Origin of the sequence: Bradyrhizobium sp. SK17, assembly GCF_002831585.1 — a bacterium.
In the GTDB taxonomy this organism is placed as follows: domain Bacteria; phylum Pseudomonadota; class Alphaproteobacteria; order Rhizobiales; family Xanthobacteraceae; genus Bradyrhizobium.
On record NZ_CP025113.1, the window covers coordinates 6282362 to 6298192 of the forward strand.

The window sequence follows — 15831 nt, forward strand, 5'->3', positions numbered from 1 at the left end:
GATCCACCTCGCGGCTGCCGAGCCTGAAGCAAGTGGGCGGACACCTTCGGGAATCGGACCCGGTATCGCACGGAAAGGCTCTGCGACCGGGATATCTATCCGCCCACGCAAATGCCGATGGTGAGCATGGCGGTCAGCTCACGTGCCGTCTGAGCAACCCTGAGGTGCCCCCTGCCGTTGACGTACCTCCAGGCAAGATGCTCTATCGCGCCGAACAGAACGTCGCGCAGCAGTTTTGGATTTACATCCGGCCTCACCTCTCCGGCCTTTACGGCTTCCTTGACGATTCGAATCAACACCGAGGTGTAGCGCCGGTTCATCTCCTGGATTGCCGAGCCCTCGTAGTCACTCGCGCCCCGCACCTCCGCGATAAACAAGCGGCAAAGGTCGGTATCGGACACGAAGACCTCGATATGTCGCTTGATCAGCGCTTCGAGGCGATCATGAAAGCGAGCCTTCCTGAACACCTGCGTCTCGAGGTCGATCAAGATCCGTTCATAGAACTTCTGCAGCACGGCGAACAGCAGGTTCCGCTTGTTGCGAAAATAGCGATAGGCAAGCCCATCGGAAATTTGAGCGATGCGCGCGATCTCGGCGATCGACGCCCCCTCATAGCCTCTCTCGGCGAAGGCACGCTTGGCCGCGTCGAGGATTGCGTCGTAACGGTCCTGCATTCGTTCGGGGCTTATCGCCGGCATATCGTAACTCCGGAATTTTTCAGATCCTGGATGGCAAATCGCAGCGCAACCACCCCAGGGTTCGAGTGCCTGCACGGCGCCTGTCGCACGCAGCGAGACGTCGCATGAAACTGAAGATCATTCATTTTGACTCTCGTCGGACGGCCCGGATGTTGACATCAACTTAAACTGAATTACATTCATTATAAAGCACGTGATCACCAAGATCGCGACGTCCATAATGACTGGGAAGGAAAACCGACGGATGACCACATCCAGGCCAGTTTGAGCGGCGACAATCGCATGTCGATATTCGCGCTCGACGAACAGCAGCAAACCATTCTCGATCAGGCGGATCGCTTTGCGCAGAGGGAGCTCTATCCGCTCTCCGAACGAATGGATCGCGAGGAATGGTGGCCGGACGACGCGTTCCGCATGATCGGGGAGAACGGCTTTTTCGGTGCGACCATCCCCGAGGAATATGGCGGCGCTGGCCTCGACCTAGTGGCGGCTGGCCTCGTGCTGCAGGGCTTCGCGCGCTGGAACCATGCGATGGCGCTGTCCTGGGTCGCGCACGACAATCTGTGCGCCAACAACATCTATCGCAACGGCAACGAGCAGCAGCGCCGCAAATACCTGCCGGACCTCTGCGCGGGCCGAAAAATTGGTGCGCTGGGCCTCACCGAACCGGGGGCCGGCTCCGACGCTCTCGGTTCGATGCGCACGACCGCGCGGCGCGACGGAGATCACTACGTCCTCAACGGAGGCAAGATCTACATCACGAACGGACCCGTTGCCGACGTTGTCCTGGTCTACGCCAAGACTGATCGCTCAAAAGGCGCCCACGGCATCTCCGCCTTCATCGTCGAAAAAGGCTTTCCGGGGTTCAAGGTCGCACAGAAGCTGACCAAGATGGGTTATCGCGGCAGCCAGACCGCCGAGCTCGTGTTCGAAGACTGCCTGGTGCCCGCGGAAAACCTCGTTGGCGGCGAAAATCACGGTGTATCGATCGTGATGAGCGGGCTCGATCTCGAGCGCGCGATGGTCTCACCGCTGTGTCTTGGCGTTTCGGAGCGCGCTTTGCAGCTCTCCATCGAATACGCACAGACGCGCCAACAGTTCGGCAAGCCGATTGGATCATTCCAGATGGTCCAGTCCATGCTGGCGGAGATGTACGTTCAGGTCGAAACCATGCGGACCTTCACTTATCGCACGCTGGCGGAAGCGGCACCGCTCGAGATCGGCGGTGGCGGACGCGGCGATATCCACATGCTGACGGCAGCCTCCGTGATGTACGCCGCCGAGGCATGCCACGCCGTCCTCGACAGGGCAGTCCAGATCCACGGCGGCAGCGGCTACATCTGGGAGTCGGAGATCAACCGGTTATTTCGTTCGATCAAGCTGCTGGAGATCGGCGCCGGAACGACGGAAGTCCGGAAGATGATTATCGCCGGCGAACTCCTCAAGGGCGTGGCTTCCCATGGCTGACGATCACGCGCCTGAGCAGTCGGACAGACTGGGATTGACGGACGATGAGCTCGCGGCGCATCGGACCGTGTTCGCTTCTGGCGCCCTCAAGGACATGGTCATCGTGCTGTCCGGAGGCGCGGGAGGCATCGGGCGGGCAATCGCGTGGTTGTACGCGCGGCTCGGTGCGCATGTCGTCGTGGTCGGCCGCAATCGTGACATGTTGTCCGCCCTGACATCCAATTTGGCGGCGAAAGGACTGAAGGCATCCGCACACGCCGTCGATGTCAGGGAGCCTGACGCCGTCAAGGCGCTGTTCGATGCGGTCTGGCAGGAGCATGGCCGCGTCGACGGCCTGATCAACAGCGCGGGTGGCCAATTTCCACAACCAGCCATCGATTTCTCCGTGAAGGGCTGGAATGCCGTCATCGATACCAATCTGAACGGCACCTGGTACATGATGCAGGCCGCCGCACGACACTGGCGCGACAACAAATATCCGGGCAGCATCATCAACATTGTCGTCGTTACGACGCACGGCCTTTATGGCATTGCGCATTCGATCGCCGCGAGATCCGGGGTTATCGGCCTTTCCCGCAGCGTTGCCGTCGAATGGGCCCCCTTCAACATTCGGGTGAATTGTATCGCCCCCGGGGCGATCGAGACCGAAGGCTGGAACGTCTATACGCCTGAGGCGCGCGCGGCTTACCCACGATCGAATCCGATGATGCGGGCGGGTTCGCCGTGGGACGTTGCCGAAGCTTGCGCCTATCTCGGAGGTCCGTCCGGAGGATTCGTGACTGGCGAGACCTTGACCGTGGATGGAGGGGGCCAGCTCTGGGGCGAGACATGGACGACCGGAAAACCGGCCTATTTCACGAGCAAGGACTCATAGGTCGGTCGCCTGTCGCGGCGACACGACTCCAAAGAGCTCACCTTCAATATCCGCATCGGGAACTTCCTCGCCAGCATTCATTCTTACAACAAGGATCAATCGGCCGTGACCAATCATCTGATACACCGTGTCAATGTTGGCGACCTTGTCACCCGTAGTGCGGCGCGGTTTCCGGGGCGAGAGATGATCTGCGATGGCGAGAGGCGTTGGTCCTATCGCGACTTTGACGCCTGGACCAACCGGGTCGCCCATGGTCTTTCCGCGCTGGGCCTCGAGAAGGGCGACGCTCTCGCCCTGATGTCGGGCAACCGCGCCGAATTCCTGGCCGTCTATTTCGCCTGCGCACGGCTTGGCCTGGTCTGCGTCCCCGTCAACCTGCTCTGGCGACAAGGCGAACTTAGCCATGTCCTGAAGGACTCGCGCGCTCGCGCCGCCGTCGTCGAGGCGGGCCTGCTGAAACAGTTCTACGCTGGTGTGGAAGATCCGCGACAGCTGCTTGGCGTCGTCGTGATCGACGGACAGGCTCTAGGCGCGACGACTCCCGATAGCATCGGCGACGTGCCGCTGCTCGATTTCAACGCGCTCGCGGCCGGTCAGTCGTCCGACGTGCCAGATGTCCCGATCGAGGATCGCGCGCCCCTCTCCTATCTCTACACCAGCGGTACGACCTCGGCGCCAAAGGGCGTGATCGGAACCCATCTCGCAATCTACCTGGAATCACTTGGAACCGCGATCGATACACGAATGACCGAGAACGATCGCTTGAGCGTGGTGCTGCCGCTGTTCCACACGGCCCAACTCAACGCGCTTTGCACACCGGCAATTGCGGCAGGCGCTTCGATGGTGATCCAGCGCGGTTTCGATGCCACTGCTCTTCACGAAGTCATCGAAAGCGAGCGCATCAGCGTGCTCTTTGCGCTACCGATGATGATCCAGCAGCTCGTCGAACGTCAGCTCGCGCACCGGCGCGACGTCTCCAGCCTGCGCCTAACGGTCTACGCCATGGCGCCGATGCCGGAGGCGGAGCTCCACAAAGCAATCGAGACTTTCGGCTGCGACTTCAGCCTCATGTTCGGGCAAACGGAGATGAGCCCGGTCTCGACATTCTTCAAGCCGGAGCACCAGCTGAGCCATCCCGGTGCCGTCGGCACGCCCGCCGTTAACGTGCAGGTCGCTATTATGGCACCGAGCGGCGACCTGCTTCCGACCGGATCAACCGGCGAAATCGTCTATCGCAGCCCCCAGACCATGGCGGGCTATCTGCATAATCCAGAGGCAACCGCAGACGCCTTCCGCCACGGCTGGTTCCACTCGGGCGATGCCGGCCATTTCGACAATGATGGGATTCTCTGGTTCGAGGACCGCTTCAAGGATGTCATCAAAACAGGCGGCGAGAATGTCTCGTCGATCGAGGTCGAGTTAGCGATCCGGGCCGCACATCCAGACGTGCTCGAGGTCGCCGCGATCGGCTTGCCGCACGATCGCTGGGGCGAAGCGATCACAGCCGTCGTCGTCACGCAGGACGGCCAATTGGTTGACGCGAACGTGCTCCTCTCGGCCATCCGCGAGCGGTTAAGCCCCTTCAAATGTCCGAAGGCCGTTATCCATGTTTCGGAGCTGCCCAAGACGGCCACTGGCAAGATCGAAAAAGCCAAGCTGAGGCGCACCTATGCAACTTACTATCAGTAGTTCGTCGCAGCGTCGCACTGGACGCGCGCGAAACGCGGCGCTTGCAGAGGTAGCGGACTCATAAGGTTGCTGAACGAACGCCACGCGCGCGCAAGGACTACTGGCGCGAGCTGCACGACGTTCCCCGGCGAAGCGGCCGCTCACGCTTGCTTTCGGTCGATTTTCCTTGATCTCCCGGTGCACGTGCTGCGCACACGACGTCTTCTAACCTACTGAAAAACCTAAACTCTCGCTCCAATCCATCATCGGCGCAACGGAAAATTTCCATGTCATCTCAGCTGCTTACCCGCAACATCGATGCAATGCAACCCGATGCTTTTGATCGCCTGCCCACCTGCCCCAACTCAAATATCGAAAACAACCCCATGCAAAGCAGTACCCCGGCCGGGATCGTCGTCTCCGGCGCCGCATTGGGCGGCGTCGCCTACGGCGGCTGGTCCGGCTGCTTCCACCACCTTCCTGCGCGCCGGGCCGATACGCCGGCCTCGATCCGATTCATTTGTGAAGCAGCTTCCCAAATGCTGAGAAGACGGCGGGTCTGATGCGCGCCGGTCCGTGCGGTTACACCGATGGCAGGCGTTCGCTGGGTGCGGCCGCTGAGACCTGGAAGGAGAACTCTTCGATGAAGCGCCTGACAATCATGGGATCGATCGCCGGCATCGCGCTGGCCGCATCAGCCGCGGCACAGGAAAAAAGTGCGGACTGGTATCCCTCAAAGTACGGAGCGTCCGACGAGATCGGTGCCGCAAACCTCCTGACGTCAGACGTGACGCTTGAAGCCATCAGGCTGGTCAAGACCGGAAAGACCTACCCGTTGGGCGTTCCGATCGACAAGAACCTCCCGGCGTTTCGTCACCGCAGCTTTCATCTCTACAATGTTCAGCCCGGCGAAGCCGGCGGCACGACCAAGGGACCGAACAAATTCACATTCAACGACGAGTTGGTCAACGGATGGACGGGAGTCGGCACGCAGCTCAATGGTATCGGCCACATCGGCATCGACTACACCTACTACAACGGCAACAAAGCCGCTGATTTCGTCACCGTCGAGGGCGTCACCAAACTGGGACTTGAGAAGGTGCCGCCCATGGTGACGCGAGGTGTCGTGCTCGACATGGTCGGATATTACGGTCAACCGATCGTTCCGGCCGGCACCGAGTTCACCGTCGCCGACATCAAGGCGGTGTTGCAGAAGGAAGGCATCACGCTGCGCAAGGGTGACGTGGTGCTCTTCAATACCGGATGGCTCGAGCTGATCGGCAAGGACAACAAGACGTTCCTCGAAGTCGAGCCCGGGATCGGCATGGAAGCGGCCAAATGGCTTGCCGAACAGCAAATCGTGGCCTTCGGCGGCGACACCTGGGCATCCGAGATCTATCCGGCCAAGGACGGTCAGGAGTTTCCGATCAATCAGTTCATGCTGGCGAAGAACGGCATCTACAATCTTGAGCTGATCGATACGCGAGCCCTGGTCCTCGGGCGCGTTCGGATCGTCCGCAACGCTCCTCAGGAAATCGACGATACCTTCGGAACGGGTGGTTCCCGGCAGCACCGAGTTGACTGTCACCCGCGTCCCCCTGGTGTTGGCGGCAAGGCCGCGCGCAATCGCAAGCTGCGCCGTCTTGGTCATGCCGTAATGAACCATGTCGGGCGGCACGAGCAGACCACTTTCGCTGGCGACGAAAATGACACGCCCCCAGTCGCGGGCGATCATGCCGGGGAAATAGCTGCGGGCGAGACGGGCGCCGGAGAGCACGTTGACCTCGAAGAAGCGCCGCCAGTCCTCGTCGGAGATCTCTTCGAAGGGCTTCGATTCATAGATGCCGAGATTGTTGATCAATATGTCAACGTCCGGCACCGCCGCGACCAGCGCCGCCGCCCCGTCTGCGGTCGCCGGATCGGCAAGCACACCGCGCGCCCCGGTCTCGCCGATTGCAGCGTCGAGTTTTTGCTGGTTGCGGCCGCAGATCACGACCGTAGCTCCCTCCGCAACCAGCCGTTTGGCGATCGCAAGGCCGATCCCGGCGGTCGAGCCGGTCACGAGTGCGATCTTGCCATTCAGTTGCAGGTCCATGCGTTTGTCTCCTAAATTTCACTCATGGGGAACGTTGTGTAGCTGATGTGCGCTTGACTTGAGTTTCAGGCTTCACATGACTGCAAGGCGACGCGCTTCTGACCGAGCAAGGCGAGCAGCAACCCGGCCGCGGCAAGGACGCCGCCAGCCACGGGGACCGCCGCGTAACCAAGACCGAGGCTGATGACGGCGCCGCCTACCGCCGCACCCAGCGCATTGCCAAGATTGAACGCGCCGACATTGATCGACGACGCCAGCCCGGGCGCTTCCGCCGCGGCCTGCATCACCCGCATCTGGATCGGCGGGACGATGGCGAAGGTCGCTGCCCCCCAGACCAGCAAGCCGATAGCGGCACCGACATGGCTTGTCAGCACCAGCGGCAGTGCCACCATGATGACGGCGAGCGCGGCCAGGAAGATCTTCGTTGCGCCATCGAGGGACCAGTCGGCAAGCCGACCGCCGAGACCGTTACCAATCGTGAAGCCGACACCAATCAGCACCAGACCAAGGGTCACGAACGTGCCGGAGGCGCCTGTCAGCTCCGCAAGCACCGGAGCGACGTAGGTGTAGAGCGTGAACATGGCGCCCGCCCCCATCACCGTCGTGGCCAGAGCCAGCAGGACGGTGGGATGCATCAGGACGCGGAGTTCGCGACGCACGTCGGGAAGCTTGCCTGCTTCGCCTCTCGGCAAAGCCAGCCACAGCGACGCGATCGCGATGACGCCGAGAACCGCGGTTCCGGCAAACGCCATGCGCCAGCCGATCTGCTGACCGATCCATGTGGCGGCGGGAACGCCGCCGATATTGGCGATGGTAAGCCCCATGAACATGGTCGCGACAGCGCTCGCCTGCTTCTCCCTGGGCACCACGCTGGCCGCGACGATGGAGCCGAGGCCGAAGAATGCGCCGTGATTGAGGCTGGTGACGAGACGCGCCAACAGCAGCGTCGTGTAGCCAGGCGCCACCGCCGAGAGCAGGTTGCCGACGGTGAAGATCGCCATCAGCATCATCAGCGCGCTGCGCTTTCCGAACCGGCTGAAGGCGAGCGTCATGACGGGCGCACCGACCATGACGCCGATGGCGTAGGCGCTGATGAGGAGGCCCGCGGACGGGATGGAGACGTGCACCCCCTCCGCGATCACCGGAAGCAGCCCCATCGGCGTGAATTCGGTGGTGCCGATGCCGAAGGCGCCGATGGCAAGGGCAAGCAGCGGCCAGTTGAACCGCTTCGCGTCGGCCACTGGGGAAGTTTGCGAGATAGACCCGTTCATTGCACGATCCTCCTCAATCCCAGGCCGGCGCAAGGCCGGGCGGGCTCACCAGGCGTCCGTCAGGGCGAGCGAGCTTGGCGATCGCGGCCATGTCATGGTCGCTCAGCGCAAAATCGAAGATCGCGAAGTTCTCGGCGACGCGCTCCGGCCTGGCGGTCTTCGACAGCGCGATGTAGCCCTGCTGGATCAGCCAGCGCAGCGCCACCTGTGCGGCACTCTTGCCGTACTGTGCGCCGATCTTCTGAAGAACCGGATCGCGCGGGACCGCGCCATCGGCCATCCCGAAATAGGCTGCGATGGCGACGCCTGCCGCCCTCGCGGCAGCCGCTACGGCGGCCTGGTCGAGATACGGGTGGACCTCGATTTGATTGGTGACGATCGGCGCCCTGCTGAGCGCGATCGCTTGCTTCATCTGCGCAATGTTCTGATTGCTGACGCCGATGAAACGCGTCCTGCCCGCAGCCTGAACTGCATTCAGCATCGCCACCTGGTCGGCGATCGATACCTTGTCCGCTGGCCAGTGCAGCAGAAGCAGATCGACCTGGTCGACCTTCAGGCGGTCGAGGCTCTCGTCGACCGACGCGGCGAACCTGCCTTCGCTGTAGTTGTCGACCCAAACCTTGGTGGTGAGGAAGAGCTCCTCGCGGCGTACGCCGGCCGCGGCGAGCGCGCGACCGAGCGCCGCTTCATTCTGGTAGATCTGCGCGGTGTCGAAATGACGGAAGCCCGCCTCCAGCGCCGCCGGTACCACGGCCTCGATCTCTGCATCCGACATGCGGAACAGGCCGAAGCCGAGTGCCGGGATCGACGCCTCATGCGCCCTTACGATGTCCATGGTTTCAATCCTTGATGTTCAGGCGGCGTGCGCCTCGGAGGTGGTCTCGGGGTTGGTCGCGAGCGCCGGCAAGACGTCCGACGCCAGTTCTTCGATGATCTCGCCCGGCGGGCGCCCCGACCGCCGCAGGTTGATCGCGAGGTGATCGACGCCGACGCCAGCGAGGGCATTGAGATGCGCGATCAGGCCGTTTCGCCCGACCCGTGCGCCGAACCGGATCGGCTCGGCCGGCGCATCGGCATCATCCAGCAGGTCGAGATGGAAGGCGCTGATGAAGGCGCCACGGCCGGAGGTCGCTTCACACCAGTGTTGGACTTGGGTCGCGATCCGCTCGACAGCGCCGGGATAGACGAAGCGCCCGTCCATATTGGCGGCAAGCCAGCGGTCATCCTGGCCTGCCTGCCCGGCCACCACGATCGGAATGGCCGGCTGCGCCGGGCGCGGCAGCAGGTCGAGGCTCGGCACGCGCTTGTCGTTCACCGGCAGGCCGCCCGGCTGCCACGCCGCTCGCAGATAGGTCACCGCGTCACGAAAGGCTTCGCCGCGCGTCTCATAGTCGAGACCGAGCAACGGATATTCCACCGGCCGGTCTCCCGAGGCGACGCCGAGGATCAGTCGGCCGTCCGAGAGCACGTCCACCGAGGCAGCCGCCTTCGCCGTCATCAGCGGATGGCGGATCGGCAGCACCACCGCGGCGGTACCGAGCGCGACGTTCCTCGTCACTCCGGCAAGATAGCCAAGATGGGAGAAGACATCGTAGACCGAACCGGCGTCGCCCATGTTGACTGCGTCGAACACCGGCACGTCGCGGATCCAAATCGCTGCAAATCCGCGTTCGTCGGCGGCACGGATGAGATCGGCCTGCGCCGTCAGGTCGGGAACGCCGCGCGGACGGCCCGCGACCACGCGCCGGGCCTCGCCCGCAGGCGACCAGTCATTGTCCAGCGGCAATTCAAGGCCGAGCGTCAGGCGATTGGGCTTCCGGATCAGATCAAGTGCTGAATTCTTCGACATGGCAGCGAAATAGGTCACGCCTGGGGGCTTGATAATCCGTCGCGGTTCCACAGTATCTGTGAAGCGAAATCACAGACGGGACAGGTGGTGCGTGGATAACCGTGTTGGCGAGATGCAGGTGTTCCTGCGCGTGGTCGAGTCGGGCAATTTCTCGGACGCTGCACGGCTCCTGCGCATGAACCCCTCCACCGTGAGCAAGCTCATCGCGCGCATCGAGGAGCGGCTCGGGGTACGCTTGCTGAAGCGCTCCACCCGGCGCCTGTCGCTCACAGCCGAAGGACAAATCTACCATGAGCGTAGCCAGGGACTGCTCGGCGAACTGGATGAGGTGGAGCGCGAGCTATCCCAGGGGGCCGCGAGCACAGGTGGCACCGTCAGAGTGAATGCCTCCGTCGCTTTCGGCGTTCTCGCGGTGGAGCCACAATTGCCCGCGTTCTGGCAGGCCTATCCCAACATCGTCGTCGACCTCTCGCTCTCCGACGAGATCGTCGATCTCTATCTCGATCGCACCGACGTCGCGTTTCGCGTTGGACGGCTTGCCGACTCCGGCTTGATGGCCCGCCGGGTCGGTGCCGCGCGTCGAAAGATCGTAGCATCCCCGGCCTATCTGAAGCGCAACGGGACACCGCGGACCGCCGACGATCTCGCGCAGCACAATTGTCTCGGGTTCAATTTCCGTCGCGCCGCTCCAGTCTGGCCGCTCAAGGAGAGTGGCCGGATCGTCGATCGTGCCGTCAATGGCTCCTTGCTCGCCAACAATGGCGAGACGGTCAGGCGGATGGCGGTCGCGGGCGTCGGGCTCGCGCGCCTCGGCGACTATCATGCGCGTGCCGATCTTGCTGCGGGACGGCTCGTGGAAGTGCTCTCGGACGTCATCAGTGATGAGGAAGAGATTCACGCCGTGTATGTTGGCGGTGCCCGCCTTCCGCAGCGCGTGCGCGTGTTCCTCGATTTCATCGTCCCGCGTCTACAGTCCTTCCTGAACGAGGAAATCCGGACCCGACGTTCCCGCACATAAACCACGGTGAAAGGTGCTGCGACCGCTTGACGAATTGGCGCCGATCCCGGAGATCGCGCTTGATCCGCCGCGCTGATCACCTCCCAGCCGATTAAGTCTGACGGTGCGATCGGCCCGCGGGCGGCAAGACCATCACAGTGAGCTATCTTGCCGATCCAGCCGCAAGCGGTTGGAGGTCGGAGAAAAGTAAGCGTCTATATTGCCGCCGCTGCGTGGCGCAATCGTGCGAACACGCCTGCGCAACCACCCACGGCCAATCGAACGGCTGAAGTCTATCGCGTGAAGTTCGCCAAGCTGGTCGAAACTGTGCAATCCCGTCGCATCCAACTCCACGCGCGCGTCCCATGTAACGATTAGCCGCTCGGTGAACCGCTCCGGACTCAACTCGGTGATCTCGAACCACACGATGCCGGCGCCGTAGCTGCCGTCGCAATCCTGCGCCGGGCGGAACAGACGACCATTCTGCTGTACCAGCCGGCCGGCCGGCCGCGACCAACGGCTGTCGGATTTCACAGGATTCGCCGGATGAGCGGTCCACGCCCCTCCGAGCGAGTCACTGTAGAAGATCGACAGTTGGTCCTGTGTCGATGTACCGATCGAGTCCGCTGTCACGAAAATCCACCAGAGGCCGTCGTGAAACAGCGGCGTGGCGTCCGAGAACACGGCTCCCTCCATCAGGACCTTTTTCAGCTCCCACTTCCAGGGAAATTCAGCGGCCCGGTATAATTCCAGGGAATGATTCTCGCCCGTCTCCGGCAGCATGTAGAGGTCCCCGTCGTGCTCGAACACGAACGGATATGACAGATGATAGGGACGAATTAATACAGGCATCGGCGAAGCCAAGAGCTCATCGCCCACGATCTCGGCGGCCGAAATTAGTCCGCGTCGGGTGGCATAGGGATATTCTTCAACGAACAGAAACGTCCGCCCTTGCCAGGTCTGTAGGAATGGGTCCGCGTAGAAGCGCCCGCCATCGTCTTCAATGACCTTGAACGTCCGCGCACCCCGCCGAAGCGCTACGTGCCAATGGTCCTGGTGCCAGAACGGCTTCATCAAGGCGTTCGATACCTTATGGGCGAACATCCGCGAAGCGAATGCCGGTAGAGAACCATTCGGCAACGCTGTTGCCTCCGTTGCGGTGCCGGCGTCCCCCTCCTCCGTCAGCTCCATCCCCCGCAGAACAAGCGAAATGCATCGCGCAAAAGCGGTCCGGAGCCCCCGTAAGAGGCTGAATTTGTCCTCGATAGCCAGTCTGGATGTGACGAGAGGAGTTTCGTCGCCCGCGCGCTGCACGCTCAGATACGGCGACGTCAGTGACAGCAACCGATCCAGCAGTGCGCGGCTGTCCAAAGCGCCGTCGTATCGGATCTCCAGAGCATTCGAATGGGGACCAAGGCATTCCGACAGGTTGATGACCGCCCGGCCCGACGTATCGCCGAGCGCCGAGACCGGACGCCATTCCTTTTCAGGAGCGATTGGTCTGGCGACGCCGCAGCTTTTGAAAATCAGCTGCTCGAGCCTCAACCACATTCGATACGCCAACGGATATGGCGGCGCGCGATCATCGAGAAATACGCTGACCTCGCGGACCTTGCCGATATGCCCAAGCAGCTCGCGATGCCATTCGCGCAACCGATGCCTGGGAAGAATCAAAGCAACGCGGGAGCCCTGATCAAGCGACGGTGTCGCATCGATGCATGCCGAGCTCATTGCGGCCAGCCCATGGTTGGAAGGTCGCTAAATACCCACTTCAAGACGGATTCCCTAACCGACTGCCGGCGGCCATTCCCCACGAAAGCCGACCGAGCCGATCCATGAGCGACCGAGCGAGCTCGGCAGTCAAAATCAAGGACCTTGTCTGGGCTGATGCACCCGGCAGGGTCGTCGACGTCACGGACCCTGCGCAACCTAAGACTTCAACCGCCGAATAGAAAGACCCGCCACGCCGCAGCCGACCGGCATGGAGACCCATGATCCATCGAGGCTTTCCCGATCGGCACGGGGCTTGCTGACCCCTTCGGACACGCCGGCCCTTTGGTCGGAGCCGTTTCAGTTTGGAACATTGTCCTGTTCCAGAATGGGTCTCAGTTGGTATGCAGGCGGTGGTGGCCTCCTCCACCGGCCGTCTGCGAAAGGTCTAAGATGGTTACCCCGATCGATCCGCGGTCATCTGACGACGCGATGATCAGCCTGGCGTCCGCAGGAAGAACGCTTCTTGACGGTGCCGCCACCATCTTGCTTTGCGGGATCGCCGCGGTCCTCCTCGCAGCCTTCTACCTTGTGGCCGTTCCCGCGAAGTACGAAGCGACCACGGAGATCCTTTTCGATCCGCGAGGGTTGAAGGCGGTCCAGAATGAGCTCGTATCCCGCTCCGAGAACAACGACTCGTCGATCGCCCTGCTGGAGAGCCAGATGCGGGTCATCAGGTCGGAGACAGTTCTGCGCGCGGTCGTGGAGCGGCTCGACCTTGAACATGACCCGGAGTTTGTCGGCGGTCGCGGGCTGTTCGCTTCGCTGACTGGACTGTTCAGGCCCAATACCAAGAGTGAGCCGGCGGACATCAGGGCGCTGCGTTCACTCCAGCGGATCGTTCGGGTTGATCGCGCCAGTCGCAGCTACGTCGTTGCGATCAGCGCGGTGAGCCGCGACCCGAACAAGGCGCCTCGTATCACGGACGGCGTCGCCAATGCGTACATCGAAGAAGACATTCGTGCACGGGCCGACGCTGCGAAACGGGTCAGCGCCTCGATGACGTCGCGGCTCCACGAGCTGGCTAGCCGGGTGCAGGAGGCAGAGAACAACGCCGAACGCTTCAAAAGGGAAAACAACCTGATCGGCACCAACCGCGGGTTTCTGGGCGGACAGCAGCTGGAAGAATTGTCCACCCAGTTGACACAGGCCCGCGCCGTTACCGTCGCACAGCGGGCCCGGCTCGACCAGATACAGAACGCGATCAAGGCTGGCGGCGATGTCGGCACCATCTCTGAGGCCGTTCAATCGCCGGTGATCGCTCAGCTGCGTGCGCAGTACGCCGAGATTGTGCGTCAGGAAGGATCCGCAACCGCCCTGCTCGGGGATCGCAATCCGGAAGTCGCCGTCATCCGGCAACGCCTGCAACAGCACAAGAAATTGATCGCCGAGGAGCTGAGCCGCATTTCCGCCGCTGCGCGTAACGACTACGAGCGCGCGGTCGAAAACGAAAAGGTGCTTTCCACCAATCTCGACGCGCTCAAGGCGAAAGCGTCCACGGCAGCCGAAGCCATGGTGCGCATGCGCGAGCTGGACCGCGTGGTCGAGGCCAATCGGGCGATCTACGAGGCCTTCCTGGTGCGGGCCAAGGAGCTTGCCGAGCAGGAGAACGTCGACACCGCCAACACCCGCATCATCGCACCGGCTCTCGCGCCGGACAAGCCGACGACGCCGCGCACCAGTCTGATGATCGCCGCGCTCCTGGCTGGGCTGGCGTGTGGCGCAGCGCTGGTGATGCTGCGACGGTACTCCCGCGTGTCGTCGAATACGACCGCTGCTGGCCGACGGATCTGACCGATCAAGGTACTTTCTCTGTCCGTCCCGCATGAAGTGAAACGATGGCAATGAGAATCCAGGTCTCGGGACGGCGGAACGCGTCGTTGCTCGTGCCGCCGGCCAACAGGCTGATGATGCTGCCGAACAAGGCGGCATTCAGATAGTTGACCGTCGACCTCCGCGGCAATTGACCCGCCGACCGCGTGATCCGGACGATCGCCCACAGCCAGAAGCCAAACCAGATCATCAAGCCGGGCAGCCCGAGTTCGGCCGCAAGCCGTCCCGGCACATTGAAGGTCGGCGGGAGATCGCCAACCGTTTCAAACCATCTGACGACTTCATAGCTGTCCCAGGCCCATGACGGCAAAACGGACCCGGCATGGAAGCCGAATTGCCCGAATCCAACACCGAATACCGGATTGGCCTTGAAGATCGATAGTTGCGCGCTGAACAGGGCCAGACGCGAAATCGTCGAGACGTCACCGTCGTTGACAGCCTTGGCGACATTGCCGAGGGCGAGCACCGGCACGAGGCCGGTCGCGGCGACCGCAGGGACGATGGCCAGCAACGCCACCATGCCGAGATGAAGGGCGCGCAGCCCGATCCAGTATATCAATTCAGCGAAGATCAGTCCGCCCAGCATCAACAGGCCGGTGCGCGAATTGCTCAACAGCAGAGCGATGATGCCGAAAGCCAAGGGTATGCCGGCCGCAAGGCGCCTTGCCAATGACGGTTGATCGATCGTGTGCAGACGGTAGGCAAACAGCATCCACGGGCAGGCGAAGCCGCAGAAGTAGGATAGATCCGGCGCCTCGAAGGCCAGGCTGATCAGGCGGCCAGCCACGCGTCCTTGCTCATCGTCTGCCGTATGGAAAAGGCCGGTCGAGAACCGATAGATCAGTTCGCCTGCGGGAGAAAACCACGACCAGACTTCCGGCAGCGCGAAGATCGCACATGCGACCACCGCAACCACAAGCGGGTGCACGAACAGGTTCTCGACATCGCTCACCCGCCGCAGCAGGCCAAGGCAGCTGATGGTGATCGCCATCCCGAAGATGACGACGGCCGACGACGTGGCGAGCTTGTTCAATCCGCTCCGCCCGTGAAACATGGACGTCGCAATTTCCGGGAAATTGACCGCAGTCGTCACGGCGAGCCAGACGAGCAGGCAATTCAGGAACACGAACAATGGTCGCGGTATCAGGATTCTGCTCGATGCTGTCGCGAGCGAGGTCACGATCAGGAGCACAAAGACGTAGACGGAAGCGGATCCCTTCAGCTCTCCGAACGCGCCAATTCCTGCCAGGCCCGTGATCGGCAACAGCGCGACCGCGAGCCACATGAGGCCGGCAAGGAGAACGCCCGG

Annotated in this window: 12 protein-coding genes and 2 pseudogenes; 7 read left to right on the forward strand and 7 right to left on the reverse strand. The window is 62.4% G+C overall.

Features of this window, described 5'->3' with window-relative positions; all coding sequences use genetic code 11:
* Positions 1 to 95 precede the first annotated feature (95 nt).
* A complete protein-coding gene (locus tag CWS35_RS29050; protein ID WP_100955040.1) occupies positions 96 to 698 on the reverse strand; it encodes a TetR/AcrR family transcriptional regulator in 603 nt (200 codons plus the stop codon).
* A 282-nt stretch (positions 699 to 980) separates the two neighbouring features.
* Between CWS35_RS29050 and CWS35_RS29055 the strand changes: the two genes are divergently transcribed.
* The 5 genes and pseudogenes from CWS35_RS29055 to CWS35_RS40190 all read left to right on the forward strand — a co-directional run.
* On the forward strand, positions 981 to 2165 hold the full coding sequence (locus tag CWS35_RS29055; protein WP_100956770.1) for an acyl-CoA dehydrogenase family protein: 1185 nt from the start codon (positions 981 to 983) through the stop codon (positions 2163 to 2165).
* Between the two features lie 94 nt (positions 2166 to 2259).
* A complete protein-coding gene (locus CWS35_RS29060) occupies positions 2260 to 3039 on the forward strand; it encodes an SDR family oxidoreductase (RefSeq protein WP_245438732.1) in 780 nt (259 codons plus the stop codon).
* Between the two features lie 105 nt (positions 3040 to 3144).
* Positions 3145 to 4728 carry an AMP-binding protein gene (locus CWS35_RS29065; RefSeq protein WP_100955042.1) on the forward strand — a complete coding sequence of 528 codons (1584 nt, stop codon included), beginning with the start codon at positions 3145 to 3147 and terminating at the stop codon, positions 4726 to 4728.
* 266 nt (positions 4729 to 4994) lie between these two features.
* Complete coding sequence (locus CWS35_RS39175; RefSeq protein ID WP_157817263.1) at positions 4995 to 5270, forward strand: hypothetical protein; 276 nt, start codon at positions 4995 to 4997, stop codon at positions 5268 to 5270.
* 98 nt (positions 5271 to 5368) lie between these two features.
* Positions 5369 to 6085, forward strand: a pseudogene (locus CWS35_RS40190) (cyclase family protein); the annotation flags it as partial.
* A gap of 111 nt (positions 6086 to 6196) precedes the next feature.
* Here CWS35_RS40190 and CWS35_RS39880 read toward each other — a convergent pair.
* The 4 genes and pseudogenes from CWS35_RS39880 to CWS35_RS29085 all read right to left on the reverse strand — a co-directional run.
* Positions 6197 to 6802: pseudogene (locus tag CWS35_RS39880) on the reverse strand (SDR family NAD(P)-dependent oxidoreductase); the annotation flags it as partial.
* 65 nt (positions 6803 to 6867) lie between these two features.
* Positions 6868 to 8073, reverse strand: a complete 1206-nt coding sequence (locus CWS35_RS29075; protein ID WP_100955044.1) for an MFS transporter — start codon at positions 8071 to 8073, stop codon at positions 6868 to 6870.
* 13 nt (positions 8074 to 8086) lie between these two features.
* Positions 8087 to 8908, reverse strand: coding sequence for an aldo/keto reductase (locus CWS35_RS29080; protein ID WP_024582327.1), 822 nt, complete (start codon positions 8906 to 8908; stop codon positions 8087 to 8089).
* Positions 8909 to 8926: 18 nt separating this feature from the next.
* A complete protein-coding gene (locus CWS35_RS29085; protein WP_024582328.1) occupies positions 8927 to 9922 on the reverse strand; it encodes a TIGR03571 family LLM class oxidoreductase in 996 nt (331 codons plus the stop codon).
* A gap of 91 nt (positions 9923 to 10013) precedes the next feature.
* Here CWS35_RS29085 and CWS35_RS29090 point away from each other — a divergent pair, with 91 nt between their 5' ends.
* Positions 10014 to 10940 (forward strand): LysR family transcriptional regulator, encoded by a 927-nt coding sequence (locus CWS35_RS29090; RefSeq protein WP_024582329.1) that lies wholly within the window; start codon positions 10014 to 10016, stop codon positions 10938 to 10940.
* 132 nt (positions 10941 to 11072) lie between these two features.
* On the opposite strand, the gene CWS35_RS29095 is transcribed toward CWS35_RS29090, so the two are convergent.
* Positions 11073 to 12650 carry a hypothetical protein gene (locus CWS35_RS29095; RefSeq protein WP_157817265.1) on the reverse strand — a complete coding sequence of 526 codons (1578 nt, stop codon included), beginning with the start codon at positions 12648 to 12650 and terminating at the stop codon, positions 11073 to 11075.
* A 432-nt stretch (positions 12651 to 13082) separates the two neighbouring features.
* On the opposite strand from CWS35_RS29095, the gene CWS35_RS29100 reads away from it, so the two are divergent.
* Positions 13083 to 14483: a GumC family protein gene (locus tag CWS35_RS29100; RefSeq protein ID WP_100955046.1), complete on the forward strand. Its 1401-nt coding sequence runs from the start codon at positions 13083 to 13085 to the stop codon at positions 14481 to 14483.
* 4 nt (positions 14484 to 14487) lie between these two features.
* On the opposite strand, the gene CWS35_RS29105 is transcribed toward CWS35_RS29100, so the two are convergent.
* Positions 14488 to 15807: an O-antigen ligase gene (locus CWS35_RS29105; RefSeq protein WP_157817266.1), complete on the reverse strand. Its 1320-nt coding sequence runs from the start codon at positions 15805 to 15807 to the stop codon at positions 14488 to 14490.
* Positions 15808 to 15831: the final 24 nt, after the last annotated feature.